Origin of the sequence: Maledivibacter halophilus, assembly GCF_900167445.1 — a bacterium.
Lineage (GTDB): Bacteria > Bacillota > Clostridia > Peptostreptococcales > Caminicellaceae > Maledivibacter > Maledivibacter halophilus.
Genome location: NZ_FUZT01000013.1, coordinates 80071 through 100054, shown reverse-complemented (window position 1 = coordinate 100054; position 19984 = coordinate 80071). Strand labels below are relative to the sequence as shown.

General features: G+C 30.8%; 15 protein-coding genes. All 15 read right to left on the bottom strand.

Annotation, left to right across the window (positions count from 1 at the left end; translation table 11 throughout):
- Window positions 1–78: 78 nt before the first annotated feature.
- The 15 genes from B5X81_RS21330 to sigI all read right to left on the bottom strand — a co-directional run bounded on the left by B5X81_RS21330 (window position 79) and on the right by sigI (window position 19960).
- Window positions 79–1023, bottom strand: coding sequence for a sugar-binding transcriptional regulator (locus B5X81_RS21330; protein ID WP_079494737.1), 945 nt, complete (start codon window positions 1021–1023; stop codon window positions 79–81).
- A 437-nt stretch (window positions 1024–1460) separates the two neighbouring features.
- Window positions 1461–2438, bottom strand: a complete 978-nt coding sequence (bioB, locus tag B5X81_RS21325; protein WP_079494735.1) for a biotin synthase BioB — start codon at window positions 2436–2438, stop codon at window positions 1461–1463.
- Window positions 2439–2468: 30 nt separating this feature from the next.
- Complete coding sequence (locus tag B5X81_RS21320; RefSeq protein ID WP_079494733.1) at window positions 2469–3062, bottom strand: biotin transporter BioY; 594 nt, start codon at window positions 3060–3062, stop codon at window positions 2469–2471.
- A 207-nt stretch (window positions 3063–3269) separates the two neighbouring features.
- A complete protein-coding gene (locus tag B5X81_RS21315) occupies window positions 3270–4094 on the bottom strand; it encodes a formate/nitrite transporter family protein (protein WP_079494731.1) in 825 nt (274 codons plus the stop codon).
- Window positions 4095–4116: 22 nt separating this feature from the next.
- On the bottom strand, window positions 4117–4734 hold the full coding sequence (locus B5X81_RS21310) for a cyclodeaminase/cyclohydrolase family protein (protein ID WP_079494730.1): 618 nt from the start codon (window positions 4732–4734) through the stop codon (window positions 4117–4119).
- A gap of 46 nt (window positions 4735–4780) precedes the next feature.
- On the bottom strand, window positions 4781–5677 hold the full coding sequence (gene ftcD / locus B5X81_RS21305) for a glutamate formimidoyltransferase (protein ID WP_330397435.1): 897 nt from the start codon (window positions 5675–5677) through the stop codon (window positions 4781–4783).
- A 16-nt stretch (window positions 5678–5693) separates the two neighbouring features.
- A complete protein-coding gene (locus B5X81_RS21300) occupies window positions 5694–7364 on the bottom strand; it encodes a formate--tetrahydrofolate ligase (protein WP_079494726.1) in 1671 nt (556 codons plus the stop codon).
- Between the two features lie 41 nt (window positions 7365–7405).
- Window positions 7406–9319, bottom strand: coding sequence for a TRAP transporter permease (locus B5X81_RS21295; protein ID WP_079494724.1), 1914 nt, complete (start codon window positions 9317–9319; stop codon window positions 7406–7408).
- A 340-nt stretch (window positions 9320–9659) separates the two neighbouring features.
- Complete coding sequence (locus B5X81_RS21290; RefSeq protein ID WP_079494722.1) at window positions 9660–10661, bottom strand: TAXI family TRAP transporter solute-binding subunit; 1002 nt, start codon at window positions 10659–10661, stop codon at window positions 9660–9662.
- 218 nt (window positions 10662–10879) lie between these two features.
- Window positions 10880–12223 carry a sigma-54-dependent transcriptional regulator gene (locus tag B5X81_RS21285; RefSeq protein WP_079494720.1) on the bottom strand — a complete coding sequence of 448 codons (1344 nt, stop codon included), beginning with the start codon at window positions 12221–12223 and terminating at the stop codon, window positions 10880–10882.
- Window positions 12220–14166, bottom strand: coding sequence for a transporter substrate-binding domain-containing protein (locus B5X81_RS21280; protein WP_170917536.1), 1947 nt, complete (start codon window positions 14164–14166; stop codon window positions 12220–12222). Before B5X81_RS21280 ends, B5X81_RS21285 begins: the two co-directional genes overlap by 4 nt.
- A 97-nt stretch (window positions 14167–14263) precedes the next feature.
- Complete coding sequence (locus tag B5X81_RS21275; RefSeq protein ID WP_408606829.1) at window positions 14264–15331, bottom strand: 4Fe-4S ferredoxin; 1068 nt, start codon at window positions 15329–15331, stop codon at window positions 14264–14266.
- Between the two features lie 132 nt (window positions 15332–15463).
- A complete protein-coding gene (locus B5X81_RS21270; protein ID WP_079494714.1) occupies window positions 15464–17368 on the bottom strand; it encodes a S8 family peptidase in 1905 nt (634 codons plus the stop codon).
- 629 nt (window positions 17369–17997) lie between these two features.
- Window positions 17998–19233, bottom strand: coding sequence for an anti-sigma factor domain-containing protein (locus B5X81_RS21265; RefSeq protein WP_079494712.1), 1236 nt, complete (start codon window positions 19231–19233; stop codon window positions 17998–18000).
- The gene (gene sigI, locus B5X81_RS21260; protein WP_079494710.1) at window positions 19223–19960 is read right to left on the bottom strand and encodes an RNA polymerase sigma-I factor; all 738 of its coding nucleotides are present in this window, start codon (window positions 19958–19960) and stop codon (window positions 19223–19225) included. The genes B5X81_RS21265 and sigI overlap by 11 nt, the downstream gene beginning before the upstream one ends.
- Window positions 19961–19984: the final 24 nt, after the last annotated feature.

Genomic DNA, 19984 nt, shown 5'->3' with positions numbered 1-19984 from the left:
GTAAATATGTTTCGAGATTTAGTTTTCTCCATCAAAAAAACCACGGTTTCATAACCGTGGCATATAGACCTCTTTACTTTATATTTTAAATTTTATTAAATCTATAGCAGTTTTTTCATCTGTAATCAAATGAGTTATATATCCAGTTCTTAATGCTCCGTAAACACTTTGTATACTACTACTGCTAGAGCATATTCCAACAACCTTTTTTACTTCTCTTATTTTATCTAACGGTATATGTATAGCATAATCATTTTCTCCTTCTATAATGTTTCCTTCTTTGTCAAAGTAATAGGAGAGAATCATCCCAACAGCTTTTCTTTCAGTTAAAGCCTTACCAAATCGTAAAGCAGTTGCTTGATCTGGAACAGATGGATAAGATCCTATACTAATAATAATATTATCTAGCTTTGACCATAACTGATATATTTCTCTATAATTATCTGTATTAATAAAAAGATCCCTTTCCTGTAAAGTTGCAGGAAAAGCAGGCGCATATAAATAATAAGGTTTAAACCCTGACTTTTCAGCAAAAACTCTGGTTAACTCATTCGGATGATAACCTCTATTAGGTATTGAAGCATTACCAATCAATGGACATACCGCCCCTTGGTAATTAGAAGACATCTCACTTCTCTCTATTTTTTCCATAAGTTCACCTAATGTATACCCCCAACCTAACCCTAACGCTTTAACATCTGGCAAAATATCCCTAACATAATTAAAGGCGTGATTTAATATCAACTGCTGTGTTAAATATTCTGTATTTGCTTTAGGTACAATTATTCCGCCCCTTAGATTAAATAAATTTATAAGCTGTCCCATTAATAGACTATTATTAATATATGGTGATTTTATCTGAATATGAACTATACCCATTTCTCTGGCCTTTCTAAGCATTTTACTTACAAGTGGTCTAGATACTTTAAGTTTTTTAGCTATATCAGATTGTGTCATATTTTCTTCATAATACATCCGGGCAACTTCTACTAGCTTTAATACTTCATTCTCATCGGTAATCATTGCTTTCCTCCTTATAGAATTTCTTCTATCACCTATAGATATATAGTATTCTCTGACTTTTATTAGTCTAATACTACTATCTATAACAAGCAATCGCCAGAAACATAAGTCTGTTAAATTTTAAATAATCCATTTGAGCACATTATGTTTTACTTAATAGTATCTTATGTAATAACAAATGTCAAACTTCTCTTACATAAACAGTATTTATTGAATTTTTTAATATGTTTTAATAAAAAAATAAATTACATTAGAAATTTTTATCTATAGAACCTGCACAAAATAATAATTTAACCAGTTGTGCTAGTAAATTAAATATTTAATTTCAAATGAAATTTTGGGGGTAAATAATTATATAAAAAATTCGCAGAAATGACATCATATCATTTCTGCGACTAAGAAACATATACATTCCATAAAAACGCTATATTTTTTATTTATATCTCAAAGCCTTCACAAATAATCATCCTTTTATCGTCAACTATTTTATTTCCTATAGTTGTCAAATAATTTCCCACTAAAGCTGCATTTACTCCTGCTTTAAATCCTATATTTTGCTTTTCCTTTAATGCCATTCTACCACCGGCATATCTTAAATAACAATCTGGTATTATATATCTAAATAAGGCCATGGTCTTTAAAATTTCGTTAGGAGATAAGGGGATTCTATTTTCAAGGGGAGTTCCTTCAACAGGATTAAGTACATTTAAAGGTATGGATTTAACACCTAAGCTTTTTATTTCAAAGGCCATCTTTATTCTTTCAGTATTACCCTCTCCCATTCCTATTATACCGCCACAACAAATCTCTAGCTCGGCATTTAAAAGATTCTCTATTGTCTTTATTCTGTCTTCATAGGTATGGGTTGTACAAATTTTACTGTAATAGTCTTTACAAGCTTCTATATTGTGGTGATACATACTCACTCCAACTTCTTTTAATTTTACTGCCTGTTCATAGCTTATTATACCATGGGAAGCACAAAGCTTTAAATTGGTATCTCTATTTAGTCTTTTATAGATATCCACTATTTTATTAAAATCCTTGCCACTAATTCTTTTGCCACTAGTTACAAGGGAAAATCTATGGGCTCCTTCCTGTTCCATTTCCTTAGCTCTTTCTAAAATCTTATTGTAATCTAAAAGCTCATATTCATCTACTCCCGTTTTATAATGGATTGATTGTGCACAGAATTTACAATCCTCAGAACATTTCCCGGACTTTGTATTCAGTATTGTACATAAATCAGCCTTGTTTCCAGCAAATTTTTTTCTTATACTATTTGCACCTTCAAAAAGAGCCTTTAATACTTCTGTATTATTTTCATCAATATTTATTAATTCTAAAGCTTCTTCCATCTTAATGTTTCCACCACTTAATATTCTCTCTGCAACTTCCAATATTAGATTTTTCATATTAGTTACAACTCCTTTACCTAATTTTTATCATTGGATATTGCTTTTAGACTCCTTTACAAAGCCTGCCCTTCTAATAGCCGGTATAACAAAAATTGAGGTAAAGGAAACAATGCCAACCTTAATCAAATCTTGTATTATAAATGGATAAAAACCTGTTTTCAATGCAGCGCTAAAAGACATTGTACTTCCTAAATAAAAATTAACTATTCCATATAAATATGAAACACCAACTGCATAAACAGTAAAAAGACCTAATGCTCCTGCACCAAAAACTTTACTAAATCCAAAAAATCCTTTAGGATTGCTAATATTTTCAGTTATCTTTCCAATTACAGCTGCACATAAGATAAATCCAATCAGGTAACCAAAAGTAGGTTTCAGTATATGAAAAAACCCTCCTACACCTCCTGCAAATACAGGCAGTCCAACTAATCCCATTAGAACATATACAATCTGTGAGAAAAAACCTAATTTTGCTCCTAAGAATACTCCAGCATACATAGAAAATAAAATCTGCAAAGTAAATGGAACTGGCTGTGTAGGAATAACTAAATAGGCTCCTATAGCGGTAAGTGCTGCAAATAATGCTACTAAAATCATATCTCGTGTACTTAATTTCATAATTAGTCTCCCCTCTTTTATGTATTACATATATAATAGTAACTCAATAGAATTCTATTGTCAACTATTTTGTTTACTTTGTTAACAATGTAAGTTGACAAATTCTTCTTCCAGACTAGTCCTTTCAAGAAAAATAAAAAAATTCAACAGATATATAAATATGACTGTTGAATTTTCATGTGTATTACTAAATACATAAAAAACAATCTATTGAAGGGAAACACTTTTAATCTCTTGATTTTCTATATTTTCTTTACTATACGGCAATATATAGCATAAATAATATACAACAGGTACTATTATCGCTCCTCCAACAATATTGCCTAAAGTAACTGGAATTAGATTCTTAATCCATATGGTAGTCCATAAAGTATTAAACCCTACAAGTTTTCCCAACGGAATAAAAAACATATTAGCTATACTATGTTCAAAACCTGATAAAACAAACAACATGATTGGAAACCATATTGCAAATATCTTACCTATTACATCCTTTGAAGCAGTAGCCAACAATACTGAAAGTACTACCAGCATATTACATAAAATAGCTCTAATAAAAGCTTCTACAAAAGTTAATGACATTTTAGCTTCAGCAATTTCAATTGCCTTAGCTGTCATATCTTGTGAAATATACAGTCCTGACTTCCTCAATAACCAAGCTAATACAATAGAACCAACAAAGTTCCCAATATAAACTAATCCCCAATTTTTTAGCATTTGCTTTACTGTTATTTTTCTATCTAACAATCCTAATGTCATTAGATTATTACCTGTGAATAATTCAGCACCTACCATAAGCACCAACATTAATCCTACTGGAAATACAGCTGCCCCAAAGAATTTTGCAAATCCAATATCAAATTTACCTATGGTCTGCATAACAGTTATATCAGCGTGTGCTCCAAATCCTATAAACATACCAGCAAAAATACCCAACAAAAGCATTTGTAACGATGCTAGTTTTGCTTTTTTTACACCTATAACAACAGTAGCATTAGCTATTTCCAAAGGCGTTAACATTCTTTTTCCCATAACTCAATCCTTTTTTAATTATTTATAATTCTACACCATTAAAAACTTTTTTCTCAAATTCTATTGCACTGTTTTCAATACTTGCTATCTTTTTCTTGATTTCCTCTACAAATTTCTCATCCTTTATTGAGCCTATATTTATTTTTACATTAAATAATGCTGAAAGTATTGCAGTTCTAGCCATCATTACTGCAACTATTGCATCAGTTACAGCATTTTTATTTCCACACTCTACTGCTTTAATAATGAGCTCCATTGACCCTAATATTTTTTCTGATACCTCTAAAGGCACTAATGCCGCTTTTTTATAACCTTTTTGAATAGCTTCTTTTCTAATTTGCTTTTCTTTATCAGTTTCTTTAGGCATTTTAAAAGCCTTCATTACATCATCAAAAGATGCAGCATCTCTATCAATATCATATAATAGCTCTTCTCTTAACTTGCTTACACTATCTGATATTTTACACATTTCTTCTGAGACTTCTTCATATCCTTTTTTCCCAATTGTAAGATTGGCTACCATCTCTGTAAGAGCATATGCGGTTGCACCACTCATAGCTGCTATACTTCCTCCTCCTGGTACAGGAGCCTTTGAAGCCGTCTCTTCTAAAAATTTCTTTAGTGTTTTTTCTGCTAACATAACAATAACCTCACTCTATTTAAATAATTTGATATAGTATATTTCTCTATTCCATAAGGTTTTTCTCAAGTACCTGACTTGGATTAAAACCTTCTATACCTAAATAGTATTCTCCTATATTTATAAAGACATCCATAGGCACTAACCCTATTACTTCACTTCCTACTACATTAACTCCATATCTTTTTGCTTCTATTCTTATTAGCTCAAACACTCTATATAAGGGTGTTTTTGTATAATCCGTCATATTCATTGATACTTGAGTTATACCTCTTTCTGGCATATCTATTCCTATGGCCTTGCAATATCTAAGACCTCCACTTATATGTCTTACACATCTTGCTATTTTATTTGCAATTTCTAAATTAGATGTGTCAAGAAGTACATTAAATGCTACTAAAGGCATCCTGGCACCTATTGCAGTAACTCCTGCTGTTGGATGTATTTCCCCTTGTCCATAATCTGGCTTCCAATCTTCCTCTTTTATCTTATCAGCCATACCTTCAAACTGACCTTTTCTTATTTTAGCTAGATTTTGTCTATGAGCAGCTGTAGCAGATTTCTCATATAAAAATATTGGCAAATTATATTTTTCTGATACTTCCTTTGCCAGCTTCTCTGCTAATTCTTTTGCTTCATTTATGTCCATATTCTTTATTGGAATAAAAGGACATACATCTACTGCTCCCATTCTGGGATGCTGTCCTTCATGCTTAGTCATGTCAATAAGCTCTATAGCAACTCCAAAGGCCTCTATCATAGCTTTTTCAACTTCATTAGGCTCTCCAACCAAAGTAACAACTGACCTATTATGATCCTTATCACTAGAATAATCTAAAAGCTTGACACCATCTTTTCCTCTAAAGCAATCAATTATTTTCTCAATTTTATCTTTATCTCTTCCTTCTGAAAAATTAGGTACACATTGTACAAGCTTATTCATATTCATCCTCCTCAATTTAAAACAATCCAGTTATCTTCCCATCTTTTGTTATAGCCATATTGTTTGCCGCTGGTATCTTTGGAAGTCCAGGCATTCTCATAATATTGCCTGTGAGTACAACAATAAAACCTGCTCCCGCTGAAACTATTACATCAGCTATAGAAATATCAAATTCACTAGGTCTTCCCAATAGGGTTGGATCATCAGACAGGGAATATTGTGTTTTTGCCATGCATATTGGCATCTTATCAAGCTTTAATTTTTCTAGCTCTTTGATTTTTTTCTCAGCCTTTCTTGAATATTTCACTCCACTTGCACCATATATTTCCTTAGCTATTTTTTCAACCTTAGTCTTAATACTTTCATTTGAATCATATAGTGGAGCAAAGCAGGATTTTTTTTCTTCTACTATTTCCACAACCTTCTTTGCAAGCTCAACTCCTCCGTCTCCACCATTGGCCCAAACTTCAGAAAGAACTACATTAACTCCTAGCTTCTCACTTTTTTCCCTTAAAAGATTAATTTCATTTTCTGTATCCGTTGGGAATTTATTTATAGCTACCACTGATGAAATACCAAACTTAGCTATATTTTCTATATGCTTTTCTAAATTTTCTATACCTTGTCCTAAGGCCTCAAGATTTTCACCTTCTAGCTCTTTCTTTGGAAGCCCACCATGCATTTTTAGAGCTCTTACTGTAGCAACTATAACTACAGCCTCAGGACTAAGCCCTGCAAATCTACATTTAATATTGCAGAATTTTTCTGCACCTAAGTCAGCGCCAAAGCCTGCTTCAGTTACAACATAATCTCCTAGCTTTAGTGCTAATTTCGTTGCAATAACACTATTACATCCATGAGCTATATTGGCAAAAGGTCCTCCATGTATAAAAGCAGGTGTATTTTCAATAGTTTGCACTAAATTTGGCTTTATAGCATCTTTAAGAAGTAATGTTACAGCTCCAGTCGCTTCTATGTCATCGGCAGTAACTGGATTTCCATCTAAATCATATGCAACTATCATTTTTGAAATTCTCTGTCTTAAATCATCTAAATCTGTTGCTAAGCAAAGTATAGCCATTACCTCTGATGCAACTGATATATCAAATCCATCTTCTCTTGGAACACCATTTGCTCTTCCTCTAAGTCCCACAACGATATTTCTAAGAGCTCTATCATTCATATCAAGAACTCTTTTCCATACTATCTTTCTAGTATCTATTTTTAATTTATTCCCTTGATGAATATGATTATCAAGAAGTGCTGCAACAAGATTATTAGCAGTTGTGATTGCATGTATATCCCCTGTAAAATGGAGGTTTATATCTTCCATTGGTACTACCTGAGAATAACCACCTCCTGCTGCACCACCCTTTACTCCAAAGCAAGGTCCAAGAGAAGGCTCTCGCAGTGTTGTAATTGCTTTTTTCCCAATCTTATTAAGTCCCATGCTTAATCCAATATTTGTTGTAGTCTTTCCTTCTCCAGCTGGTGTTGGATTAATTGCAGTAACAAGAACAAGCTTTCCATCAGGCTTTTCTTTTTGTTTTTCCAACAAATCCAATGATACCTTTGCTTTATAATTACCATATAACTCTAAATCATCTTCCTCTATTCCTATCTTTTTTGCAACTTCCATTATGGGAATCATCTTAGCTTCATTTGCAATTTGTACATCGGTTTTCATTTTTTCATCTCCCTACATACGTATTGAAATTATTAACCCTTTTATGCTTCTAAAATTCTACCAGCCTTTTTCTTATTTTTTAAGAATATTCCTGCTCCAATTGCTAATCCTATAGCATCAGTTAATAGGCCCGGATAAACTAAAGTAATGGCACCGATAAAAAGTATAAAGCTCTCAAGCTTACTGAGTCTACCTTTTAGATACTTTTCGTTTGATGCTCCAAGTAGGCATATACCTATTAAACCTGTTATTATTACAGTTATTATACCTAAAGGTGTTATTTCTCCTTGCATTAAAAGACTTGGAGAATATACAAACATAAATGGTATAATTATTCCAGCCGAGGCAAGCTTAAATCCAGTAAAAGCAACATCTGTAGGATTTGCACCTGAAAGTCCCGCAGCAGTATATGATGTTAATGCAACAGGTGGTACTACAGCAGATAATGTACCATAGTAGAATGCAAAAAAATGAGCTGCCAAAGGATTTATTCCCATATTTATAAGTGCTGGAGCAGCTATACTAGCTGTAATTATATAACATGCTGTAGCTGGAAGCCCCATGCCCAAAAATATAGATGCTATCATAACTAATATTAGGGCTAACCAAGTTTGTCCCATAGATAGCTTTAAAATATTATGTGCTAAAACCTGACCTAAGCCTGTCATAGACACTACACCAACTATAAATCCAACAACTGCACATGCTATTGCAACTGGAACTGCATTTTTAGCTCCATCTTCTAAAGCTTCAAGTATATCCTTTAAAGACATTCTAGTTGACTTTTTAAGGAAACTAACAACTATTACTGAGATCAAACCATAAAAAGCAGAGTATAAAGGAGTCAATCCCTTTACAAGTAATACTAGTATGATTAAAATCGGTATCATTAAATGCCCCTGTTTCTTTATAACCAACTTTAAATTTGGCAATTTGTCTTTACTAAGCCCCCGTAAATCCAGCTTTTGAGCTTCTAGATCAACCATTACAAAAATAGCAAAGTAATAAAATAAAGCTGGTATAATGCCTGCCATCATTACTTTAAGATAAGGCACTCCTAAAAATGATGCCATCATAAATGATGCGGCCCCCATTATAGGTGGCATTAATATTCCACCTGTTGATGCTGCTGCTTCTACAGCTGCTGAGAATCTAGGGGTGTATCCAACCTCCTTCATTAGAGGTATGGTAAAGGCTCCAGTAGTTGCAACATTGGCCTGTGAGCTTCCACTTATTGTTCCCATTAATCCACTTGCCATTACCGCAACCTTTGCTGGCCCTCCTCTAAACTTACCTGCAAAGGCAAGAGAAAAATCATTGAAAAATTTGGCAGTTCCCGATTTGTTTAAGAACGAACCAAAAAGTATAAACATAAATACATATGAGGCTGAAACCATTAATGTTACACCATAAATCCCATTATCGGTAAGATACATTCTAGTTAATATTCTTTTCCAAGTAAAACCTTGATGTGCCAACACTCCTGGAAAAACATATCCAAACTTTGCATAAAATATGAAACTGATTGATAGAACTGGTAATATCCATCCTACTGCTCTTCTAGCAGCCTCTAGTATTAATAATACAGTTATTACAGCAAAGCAATAATCTATAGTATTTGGAGTTAGTGATCTATCAATTAAGCTGTCATAAGTAAAATAAATATATAGTCCTGTTAAGATTCCTAATATCCCAAATCCCCAATCAAAAATGCTGGGTTTTTCCTTGGAGGATTTCTTTGTTGCAGGATACATTAAAAATGTAAGCGCTAGCATTAGTCCAAGGTGTATAGCATTTTTCTTAATTACCATCATCAAGCTAAAGCTATTGATCCAAATATGAATTGCCGATGTAACTATAGAAAATACCATTACGAAAAATGCTGCTTTTCCAAATAATTTCCGAGTACTAATTTCTTCTTCACAAGAATTTTTCTCTGTCTTTTTCTTTTCCATATATTTACCTCCTTTTTAATCTACATTTTCTATTAGCATATAAAATGCGAAGTGTTTTAAAAGTTAAAAGTTAATTTTTATAAGCTTAACACTTCGCACTTATATAATATGCTTTAATTAATCTTTAAAGGGGTGTTTATTTATAGATATGCACCAATAAAACTGTAATAAAGGGAGTAGACTCTGAGGTTTCCTTCCCCGCGATTTTTATGAACCTGTTTATCCTTTAAACTTTTAAATTAAAAACAGGTTTATTGCATGAGCCAAAAGGATTCTCAGTGGCTACGACCGTAAATCAAACTTTTTAGGGCATACATCCATAATACATTAAGAAAGTATATTATTTATCTGACGGTAATAAATATTCAGGAATTTCAATGCCTTTTTCTTTATAATATTTAACTGCACCTGGATGTAATGGTACTGGAGGTAATCCTTCAATGGCTTGGTCAAGCCCCATAAATTCTAATGCTTTGTGGGACCCTACTATGGATTCATAGTTTTCATATAATGTCTTAACCAACTCATATACTGTATCTTCATCAAGATCAGCATGACAAATAAGTGTTGATTTTACACCTAAAGTCTTAATATCTTTATCTATTCCTCTATAAAGTCCCTTTGGCACTGTAAATTGACCATAATAAGGTGCTATTGAATGAAGCTTTTCATAATCACTATCACTAAATTCAAGAAGCTTTATTTTTGTCTTGCTAGCAGCTATTTCTGATACGGCGGAAGTAGGTAAACCTCCCTCTGCATTCATCCCGTCAATTTGACTATTTTGAATTGCACTTGATGCTTCGCTATATCCTAAATGCTCAGAGCCAAAGTCTTCATCAGTAAGGCCTCCAATAGTTTCCAGTATAAGCTTAGTACTATATTCTGTTCCTGACCCTGCTGATCCTACACTAAATCTCTTACCTTTTATATCCTTTACTGAATTAATACCTGATTTCTCTGTAACTACAAATTGTGTAACATCTGGCCATAGGGCAGTAACAAATCTTACATCTTCAAATTTATTGTCTTTAAATCTTTGTTCTCCATTATAGGCGAATAGAGTAAGATTAGCCATTGCAATACCTAATTGAGCCTCTCCTTCTTTAAGCATATTTAGATTTTCAACCGAACCACCAGATGATTGTACAGAAGCTTGTACTTTTTCTCCTAATTTTTCATTCCATAATGTAGTAAATATTGTTCCTACAGGATAATATGTTCCCCCTGTTCCTCCTGTTACAACTGTTACAAATTGTTTTTTGCTGCCAGCTCCCTGACATCCAACAAGTAACGCTAAAGTCATACTAATAATTAAAATAATAGCAATCGTTTTCTTCATTGGAATTTCCCTCCTTCTTTATTTGTTATTATATAATAGCAAGATTTATGCCAAATTATTAGCTTTATATTGAAAACTCTGAAAACCCTTATTTTAAACAATTTTCTATATATTAATTTAATTCTTTCAAATAAAATACACCTCTTTAAAATCATGCAAAAATTGCAGACTATGAATTTTTTGCATAGAAAAACCGTTAATTTTGTCAACTTAACGGTTTATATCCCATATTTCTTTATTTTATTCCATAATGTTCTCTCACTTATCCCTAATATTTTTGCTATTTTTCTTTTGCTTCCAATTTTATCTATAGCTTTCCGTATTACTTTTTCCTCTATAACTTCAAAGGTGTCATATATGCTTATAATAAGCTTGTCATCTGGGATCTTTATATTTTCATCCCTTATTACTTGATAAGGTAAATCATGTACATCTATTATTTCATTTTCTGTCAAAATAATTGCTCTTTCTAATATGTTTTCTAGTTCTCTTATATTTCCCTTATAATTATAAGCTTTAAGAAGCTTCAGTGCTTCAGGGGAAATGGATTTAATATTCTTATTTAGGGCTTGATTGTATTTTTTTATAAAATGCTCTACTAATAAAGGTATATCTTCAATTCGTTCTCTAAGGCTGGGCATATTTATATTTATAACATTTAATCTATAATAAAGATCTTCCCTAAAATTACCTTTTTCTATTTCCTCTAATAATTTCCTGTTGGTGGCAGCAATTATTCTAACATCTATTTTTATCCCATCTTCTCCACCAACAGGATACACTACCTTATCTTGAATTATTCTTAAAAGCTTTACCTGGGTTTTTGAATCCATTTCTCCTATTTCATCTAAAAATAGTGTTCCCCGGTTAGCAAGCATGAACTTTCCTTTTCTAGCTTTAACTGCCCCCGTAAAAGCTCCTTTCTCGTAGCCAAACAATTCACTTTCAATTAGGTTTTTAGGTATTGCTCCACAGTTTACAACTTCAAATCTTTCTTTTTTTCTTTTGCCATTATAATGAATTTCTCTAGCTACCAGCTCTTTTCCTGTTCCACTTTCTCCTGTAATCAATACATTCACATCTACATTTTTCACTTTATTAATTAAATTAAAAACATCCTTTATACCTTTAGATTTTCCAATAATTTTATCAGATTTAATAGCTGAAAGCTCGTTATGCATATCTTGTAATCTAGAGCTAAGATTCTTGTACTCTATAGCTTTTTCAATTATCATCTCTAAATTATCTAAACTCAGGGGTTTTAAAACGTAATCCCAAGCTCCTAATTTCATGGCTTTAATAGACGAATCTATACTGCTGTATGCAGTCATTATTATAACCTGACATTCCCCAAGGTCCTTTTTTATATATTTAAGTACTTCTAAACCATCAATATCACCAAATTTTAAATCCAATAAAACAATGTCAAAGTAATACATGGATATATATTTTTTTACAGTAGGAAAATCCTTTGCAATATATGTTTTATATTTATCCTCAAATGCAAACTTTAAGGAATTGCAAATGGCTTTTTCATCATCAATTATTAAAAGTTTATTCATTGCATTTCTCCTTTTTTTAACAAGCCTAAGGTTATAATAAACTTTGTACCTATTCCTAATTCTGATTGTACTGAAATTTCCCCATTATTTTTTCTAACCATCTGTTGAGTTATTGAAAGTCCCAAACCTACACCTTCTTTTTTAGTAGTATAATAGGGTTCAAAAACTTTCCCCAGCATTTTTTCATCAATACCCTTTCCGTTATCTTCAATTATAAGCTTTATATACTGATTATTAATAACTGAATATACTTTTATCCTCGGAGCTTCATTATCCTTTACTGCATCTATAGCATTTAAAAATAGGTTCATTAATATATGCTTTATTTGATCTTCATCTGCTAAAATCAGTGCATCTTTATCAATGTCACAGATCATTTTTATTTTATACTTTCTAATTTCTCTATTCAAAAAGCTTAATGTGCTTGCAACCACTTCGTTAATATTTAGTTTCCTCTTTTCTTCTTTCTTATGTCTAGAATAATTTAAAAGACTGTTTACAAACTTATCTAATCTTTCAATCTCCTTCGGTACATCTTCTAATAATTTTTCTCTAAATTCCTCATTATTTATCTTTATACGTAAAAGATCTACATATGTTTTTATAGCAGTTAATGGATTTTTTATTTCATGGGCTACAGTTGCTGCTAATCTCCCTAAGGTTTTAAGCTTATCTGTTGCTATAAGCCTTTCTCTAAGGGTTTTTTCTTCTGTTATATCCTTTATGCTAATTACAGCTCCAAAATTATTATTATCTATAGAAATTGGACTGAAATTATATTGATATGTGCTAAAATTATCAATGCTACTCACCACTTCTTTATTTTTTATTTCAATTCCCTTATTTATTACTTTATTCATATCATCATTATCTATTATTTTGGCTAAAATTGTATCATTAAAATCAATAGGATGCTTTTTACTACCTATTAGCTTCTTAGCCTTATCATTCATAAGTAATATCTTTTTATCTTTATCAACTACTAAAATATAGCTAAATATAGAATTTAATATCTTTTCTTTTAATATATTTTCCTTTTTTAGTTCCATGGTTCTTTCTGCTACCTTCTTCTTTAATTTTCTATTCCAGCTTACAGTAAACAAAGTAATAAAAACAACTAATAAAAATACAATGATTAATGCAATTAATATATTTTTCAATATTTTAATATCATCATAAAAATATTCTCCAAACCATTTTTTATATATCTTATCGTAGGTACCGTTATTGATTATTTTTTTTATACCATCATTAAATATACCAATTATTTCTTCATTGCCCTCTAAAGTAGCAACACAATAATTTTCTACAAGTAAATCTTCTCCTACTGTTTTTACATATTCTTCAAATCCTTTTTTTTGTATATAATACGCTCCTGTTAGCTTATTACCAACATAAGCATCTATTTCTTTATTTATTAACTTAATAAGCGCCTCTTCTTGGTTATTGACTTCAGTAAGATTTTTAATATCTCTATCAGATAACAAATATTTGCTTATATCATTTTTTTGAATAGCAACTTTTTTATCTTTTAAATCCTCTATATCATGTATATATTTATTGTCATTTCTAACAAATATTGAATTGGGAGTATCTATATAAGGAATAGAAAAATCATAATGCATGTCCCTGCTTTCTGAAAATTTCATGCCTTGTATAGCATCTATCTCTCCATTATTTAATGCCTCTATTGCCTTATACCAAGGCATAGGTATTATTTCTATATCAATACCTTTTTCTATGGAAACAGCCCTCACTATATCAATATTAAATCCCTTATAAATCCCTTTTTCGTCAATATATTCAAATGGAGGGAAGGAGTTATCTCCAGCAATTGTGATAATAGTATATTCTTTTTCATCATCATAAAATGCCTCAGCATTGAAACTGCTAAATGTTAAAATTAAGGATAATAGTATAAATATAGTATATAATTTCTTCATAAAAACCTCCATTAATGGATTTATTTTAAGACTATACATTTGAAAATTAAACAAATTAGAATGGAATCTGGGAAAATATATCGATATATTCTATCAATCATTTTAATAAATCCAAGGTTTCTCTAATATATGGTCTTATGCCATACTTTTCTTCATACTCTTTTAGAATTTTTTCCATACACTCTTTAGAGTCCTTCATTTTATCAATCATTTCTAGAGATACTCCTTGGCTAAATGGACATGTTGATAAACACACTCCACAGTCAGTTCCTATTCTTCTCCACATTCCATAACATTTCTCCTGCTCTATTTGCCATCTAAGCTCTCCATTAATTAGCTTCATATCACCATCTGGTATTGCTTTACCGGGGCATGTTTTAGAACATTTATTGCATATTTTACAAAATTCCTTAATTCCAAAATCCTGCTCTTTATCTGAAATTAAGGGCATGTCCGTAGTAACTACACCAAGTCTAACTCTTTGTCCATATTCTTTGGTGATTAATAATCCATTTCTTCCTATTTCCCCAAGCCCTGCATCTCTGGCCACAAGTGGTGCCACAACCAAGTAATTTCCATCCATATGATTCCTTGCATCATACCCAAGCTCTCTAATATAGTAACTAATCCACATGCCTATTATAGCCCCATCAATATATCCTTTGGTAACTGCAATTACTTCTTCACACTGTGGTGCTCTATTTATCATATCCTTATCCATTTCTACTGCAAAAACTATACCATATTTATGAAATTTTTCTATTTTATCTCCATAGGTTTCCGGATTTCTACCTCTATGACTATAGTAATGGTAGTCCTGCATTTTTGCCACTCCAGTTAACTTCGCTCCTATATATTTTAAAAGCTTCTTTATTTTATTAGTCATCTCTTGGGCAGTAACTTCTACCCTATTTTTATTAACTTCTCCCTCCACATATTTTTTTATATCACTTAAAAACTTAAATCCAGCATCTGCAAAGGGAGAATTGAGTGGATGGTAGGTGGCGGTTCCTTCTCCACATATATTAGGAAGCTCTCTGATTTCGTCGTCTATGTGCTTTTTATCAGGATTTCTTTTATAATAATCCTCATATTCCTTTGAACCCTTTTTATAACTCATCCTGGCAAACATAGTATCCCTTTCATCTATTTTTTTCACATTCATCATCCTCTATATAATTTCTTAAGTTTATTATATCACTATAGAATAATAGGTATAAAGTTAACTTTCATAAGGACTAATTATTCAATTCCCTCCAGTAGCAGATTGGCTTTAACCATTATTAACTATTAATTGTTAATCACTATATTTATATCTATTATAAATTATAGGAAAATAGGATAAAAAAACCGGATTCATAAACATAGGATGAACTCCTAAAACCTTTACTTTTCCTGGATATAAGTAATTGTTTTCTCTATTTATATTATTTTGTCTCAACCTTACGGATTCCGCCATCTTTATACTATTTTCTATCCATAAGCTTCCAAATCCCCATATATTATTTGGAAATTGTATTTTTTTATTTTTTCTCATGGCTCCCTTAATTAGATATGCTTTAACCTTATCTCCATGTAAATCAACATCATTTTTCCCTACTATTCCCCATTCCATTAAAAGCGCTGCAGCTCCTGTTACATAGGCAGCCGATATTCCTGTACCGATCAAATTATCACAATTCTTTTTATCAATAGGATTAATTATATTTTTATATGGAGCAACTAATTCCGGTTTAATGGAATATTTAAGGTTTATATTTCCTTTACTGGAAAAATCACATACACTGTCTGTTAAAGGGTCATAGCTTCCTACTGTAATCACTTTGGATGCAGTTCCGGGAATTTTTATCGTATGATTCCAATCGGACTTGAGAAATCTAGTTTTCCCTTGATCTACATCAGTCATTGGAAGCCAAACATCTAAGCTTCCATCAACTATATTTTCCCCATAAATTCTTAGTTTCCATATTCCTTCTCTAATAGTATCATTCTTAGGTAAAAGCAAAACGAATATCTGTTGACTTTTATCATATTCATTTGGAACATTACAGCATATATAACACTCCATATTATCCAAATCAATCTTATAAAAGTCTTTATCTAAGCTTATCTTTCCTGTAGCATATCCATCTGGAGATACAAATTCAAACTCAAATATATCATAAAAATTCTTCCACAATTCCAATGTAATTACTCTTTCTTCTTCTTCAACCTGTATTTCTATCTCAGTATCTTTACTCTCTTTTATATTTTTTCCAAAATGATGTCCTCTATCTCCTTCATTTCCTGCTGCCACAACCATTGTTATCTTCCATTCTTCTAAAATTTCGTTAATGAAACTTTCAAATAATGAATTGTCACTATGACTTCCTTCATTTGTACCATAGCTTGCATTTATAACAATTGGCCTATTTAAAGCCTTAGCTTTATCCACTAGATATCTAATTGCCCTCATAAATTCTGTAGTTCTTGAAAACCCTTCTCCTCCCCTTGCTCCCAGTTTAACTATTATTAGTTCAGATTTAGGTGCTATTCCTGAATATTTCTCTTGATTAGATCTTCCGTTTCCAGCAGCTATTCCTGCCACACAAGTGCCATGTCCCAATACATCTACATGATGTACTACTGATAAATTTTTATCTTCCTTTATATCTTTTAAAGCTTTATTTATATCTTTACTAGTCCATTCCGTACCATTTTTAAATCCTTTAGGAGGCTTTCCTTCAAAAACCGACTGATCCCATATATTTGTTATTCGTGTTTTACCGTCTTCATTTATAAAGTCAAGATGATTATAATCTATCCCAGAATCAATTATTCCAATTATAACCCCTTCTCCATATAAACCCTTTACTGAATAATTCTGTAGGGTATCTAAATTATATTTTTTTATACTACCTATAGAACTAATAAGTCTGCGTGGCTTTTCAATATATTCTATTTCATTATATTGTGCCAGAAGATATATTTTTTCTTCATCTATAGTAAAAATTGCAAATTTCTCACTGAGAACTTCAACCCTAGCCCCTAATTCATCAGCTATTGTTGTTATGTTCTTTCCTGAATACCTTACTATTACTTCCCATCTATTTGTAAGAGTATTAAATCCCGTTTTTAAATAACCACTTCTTTGTTTTCTTTCCTCGGGGAGTTTCAATATCAAATCTAATGTTGTATCAATTTTTTTATTTATATCTTTCATAAAGACTTCTTCCCCCTATTTACTATATAGTAATGCTACTCTAGAGATTAATAAATTTAACTGAAAGAATGTAGAAGCCTTCATTATTTCAGCAAAATTTATTTTAAGTTTTAATGTAGCATGACTATAGGCAGCCAGCATAAAACTTAATTTATACATACTAAAATATCGATGGTTTTAGGATTGTTTTGATGTATAAATCCACCTTTCAATTTGTTTTACTATACTAATTTATAATATTCTCTTTACTAAGATTAAGTGAAAGAATTATATAATACAATAATTTATTTTCCTCATCTATATAAAACAACTTTATTTATATGGAACACATTGTTTTGTATTTCATATACTCTTAGTAACAAGGATTTGATACCACCCAAATTGCCTGAATAGAATCCGGTAGCTCCCTGCAGCAAAACAAAAAACTCTCTATTATTAAATCTCTCATTATTGTTGTAATAGCTACTTCCGATTCTACTCATATAAAAGCCAGAGCAATCAATAAAATTTATTGATTGCTCTGCTTATTAATCGAAGGAATTACATAATTACCTCTTGTAATAACTATCTACTGTATTTAGACTTAAAATCTCTAGAATACTAGCGTATATATTATGCAATTGTCTCAATCATTTATTTTTACTATTCCCCTTGGATTTACCTTTATTAATTTCATTGTTTTTATTAAATTTATCATTTTTATCATTCTTAACTTTACCTCTTATACTATCTTTTTCTTCTTTTTCAAAATTTCTATTATCTTCTTTTTTATCTTTATTTTTTCCCTTGTAATTTTTCATTTCATTTTTTTGGTTATTTTCTTTAAAGTCTTTATTATCATTTTTCGTTTTATTTAAATTTTTATTATTGTGTTTTTCCTTATTGGATCTATAATTCCCATTTTTGATTTTTTGATTTTTAATATTAGTTTCCTTGTTTTTTTCATTTTGATTTTTTTCACTATTTATATCCTTTTGCTTAGTCTTGATATCAGGTTTCTTCCCATTTTTATTATGGACTTCATTTTGTTTCTCATTTAATTTATTCTCTCTATTTTCTATCTCATCTTGATGTTTTTCTTCTTCCTTTTTTTCTTTTTTAACTTTAACTCTTTTGTCTTTTGTAATATCCTTATTTTCTTTTACTATATCACTAACTTTTTTATCCTTTATATCCTCAATTTTTAAATTTGAATTATTATTTGAAAGTACTTTATAAACCTCATATTTTCCAATAGAAACCTTATTTTCCCTTGCTTTTTTTAAATCTTCTTTATCAGACTGTATGTATATTAAATTTATATCTTTTATTTCTTCATCTTCGTCTATCTTTTCATTAATTTTATCCTCCATCACCTTTAATGACTTAACTTCCTTATTATCCATCATCATTTCTGAAATCAATACAACATTGTTTGCATTGTTAATATATTTTTTATTAAAGGCTGTTTTTATACTATACAGAATTGCTTCTTCAATCTTCATCCCAATCATTTTCTCATCCAGAAGTTCTTCGCCATCATTATTCAATGCTTTAATTTTTTTGACAATTTCCTTTTTATCTATTTGAAATTCCAAACTAGGATTTATATCTACACTTACTATGGCATAAGCATTAAAACCATCAATCAGTTCCATACCATATTGGCCTATAACCGTAGTTATTAATAATATAATTGCAGCAGCAATTCCTATTAATGGCCTAATAGATTTTTTCTGCTTTTTTATGATATCCTCTTCTATGAACATTATCTTTTTTCCAATATCAATATTTGACTTCTTTTTCAGCTTTAAATAATTATTGCTATCCGTAAGAACTATTATACAGTCTTTTTGCACTTCCATTATTAAGCCTTTATATATCATTTTGGGCCCTCCCTTCTACTCCTGAAATATAATTTATTAGCAGTTCCAGTTCACTGTCTAGTACCAAGGCTGTTGCAATAATAAATTTCCTGTTTCCCTTTAATACTTTTTTGCTCACCCCTGTTTTCTCCATAATTTTTTTAGCCGGCAACATCTTTTTTCTATAAAAATCTTCTTTAATATCTTTGTTTTCTACAATACTCCTGGCTATGTAAATAGAATTTAATCTAGTATCAATATGTTTCGGGGATTCTTCAACGAGCTCTGTAAATCCAATATTAAAGTCCTTTAGTAAAGCTTTGAGCTTTAATATCTGCTCCTTCATTGCATACTTTTCTGTAAAATCACCGCTTTTAAATTTGTCCTGTACTTTAATTTCCATTAAATTTTCTCTATCTATAGATAAAATATTATTTAATGATTGGTTTTTTCTTTTATAATCTATTATTCTGTTTCTAATAACAGTTTCAGCATATCCCAGAAAGCTACCTCTTTTAAATTCATATTTATCTATAGCCTCATTAAAGGCTTCCATACCAATACTAAATTCATCATTATTTTCTATTTCAATATAACTTTTTGTTACTTTGGTTATACTTTTAATTATAAAAGGAGTGTATTTTTTTATAAAAACTTCTCTTTCTTCATCATTTCCAGCCTTGATCTTTCTAAGTTCTTCTTCCATATTATTTCCTTTTTTTTTGAATCTTTTTAAAAATGGGCCCAAATTTTCACCACCTTTTACATTATA

Coding starts and splice junctions, on each gene's coding strand:
- B5X81_RS21315 (WP_079494731.1), bottom strand. CDS start 4,094: ATGGGAAAAAGAATGTTAACGCCTTTGGAAATAGCTAATGCTACTGTT.
- B5X81_RS21285 (WP_079494720.1), bottom strand. CDS start 12,223: ATGAATAAACTTTTAATAATTGATGATGAAAAAGCCATTTGCAATTCC.
- B5X81_RS21295 (WP_079494724.1), bottom strand. CDS start 9,319: ATGGAAAAGAAAAAGACAGAGAAAAATTCTTGTGAAGAAGAAATTAGT.
- B5X81_RS21330 (WP_079494737.1), bottom strand. CDS start 1,023: ATGATTACCGATGAGAATGAAGTATTAAAGCTAGTAGAAGTTGCCCGG.
- B5X81_RS21310 (WP_079494730.1), bottom strand. CDS start 4,734: ATGTTAGCAGAAAAAACACTAAAGAAATTTTTAGAAGAGACGGCTTCA.
- B5X81_RS21320 (WP_079494733.1), bottom strand. CDS start 3,062: ATGAAATTAAGTACACGAGATATGATTTTAGTAGCATTATTTGCAGCA.
- bioB (WP_079494735.1), bottom strand. CDS start 2,438: ATGAAAAATCTAATATTGGAAGTTGCAGAGAGAATATTAAGTGGTGGA.
- ftcD (WP_330397435.1), bottom strand. CDS start 5,677: ATGAATAAGCTTGTACAATGTGTACCTAATTTTTCAGAAGGAAGAGAT.
- B5X81_RS21290 (WP_079494722.1), bottom strand. CDS start 10,661: ATGAAGAAAACGATTGCTATTATTTTAATTATTAGTATGACTTTAGCG.
- B5X81_RS21280 (WP_170917536.1), bottom strand. CDS start 14,166: ATGAAGAAATTATATACTATATTTATACTATTATCCTTAATTTTAACA.
- B5X81_RS21275 (WP_408606829.1), bottom strand. CDS start 15,331: ATGAATGTGAAAAAAATAGATGAAAGGGATACTATGTTTGCCAGGATG.
- B5X81_RS21300 (WP_079494726.1), bottom strand. CDS start 7,364: ATGAAAACCGATGTACAAATTGCAAATGAAGCTAAGATGATTCCCATA.
- B5X81_RS21270 (WP_079494714.1), bottom strand. CDS start 17,368: ATGAAAGATATAAATAAAAAAATTGATACAACATTAGATTTGATATTG.
- B5X81_RS21265 (WP_079494712.1), bottom strand. CDS start 19,233: ATGATATATAAAGGCTTAATAATGGAAGTGCAAAAAGACTGTATAATA.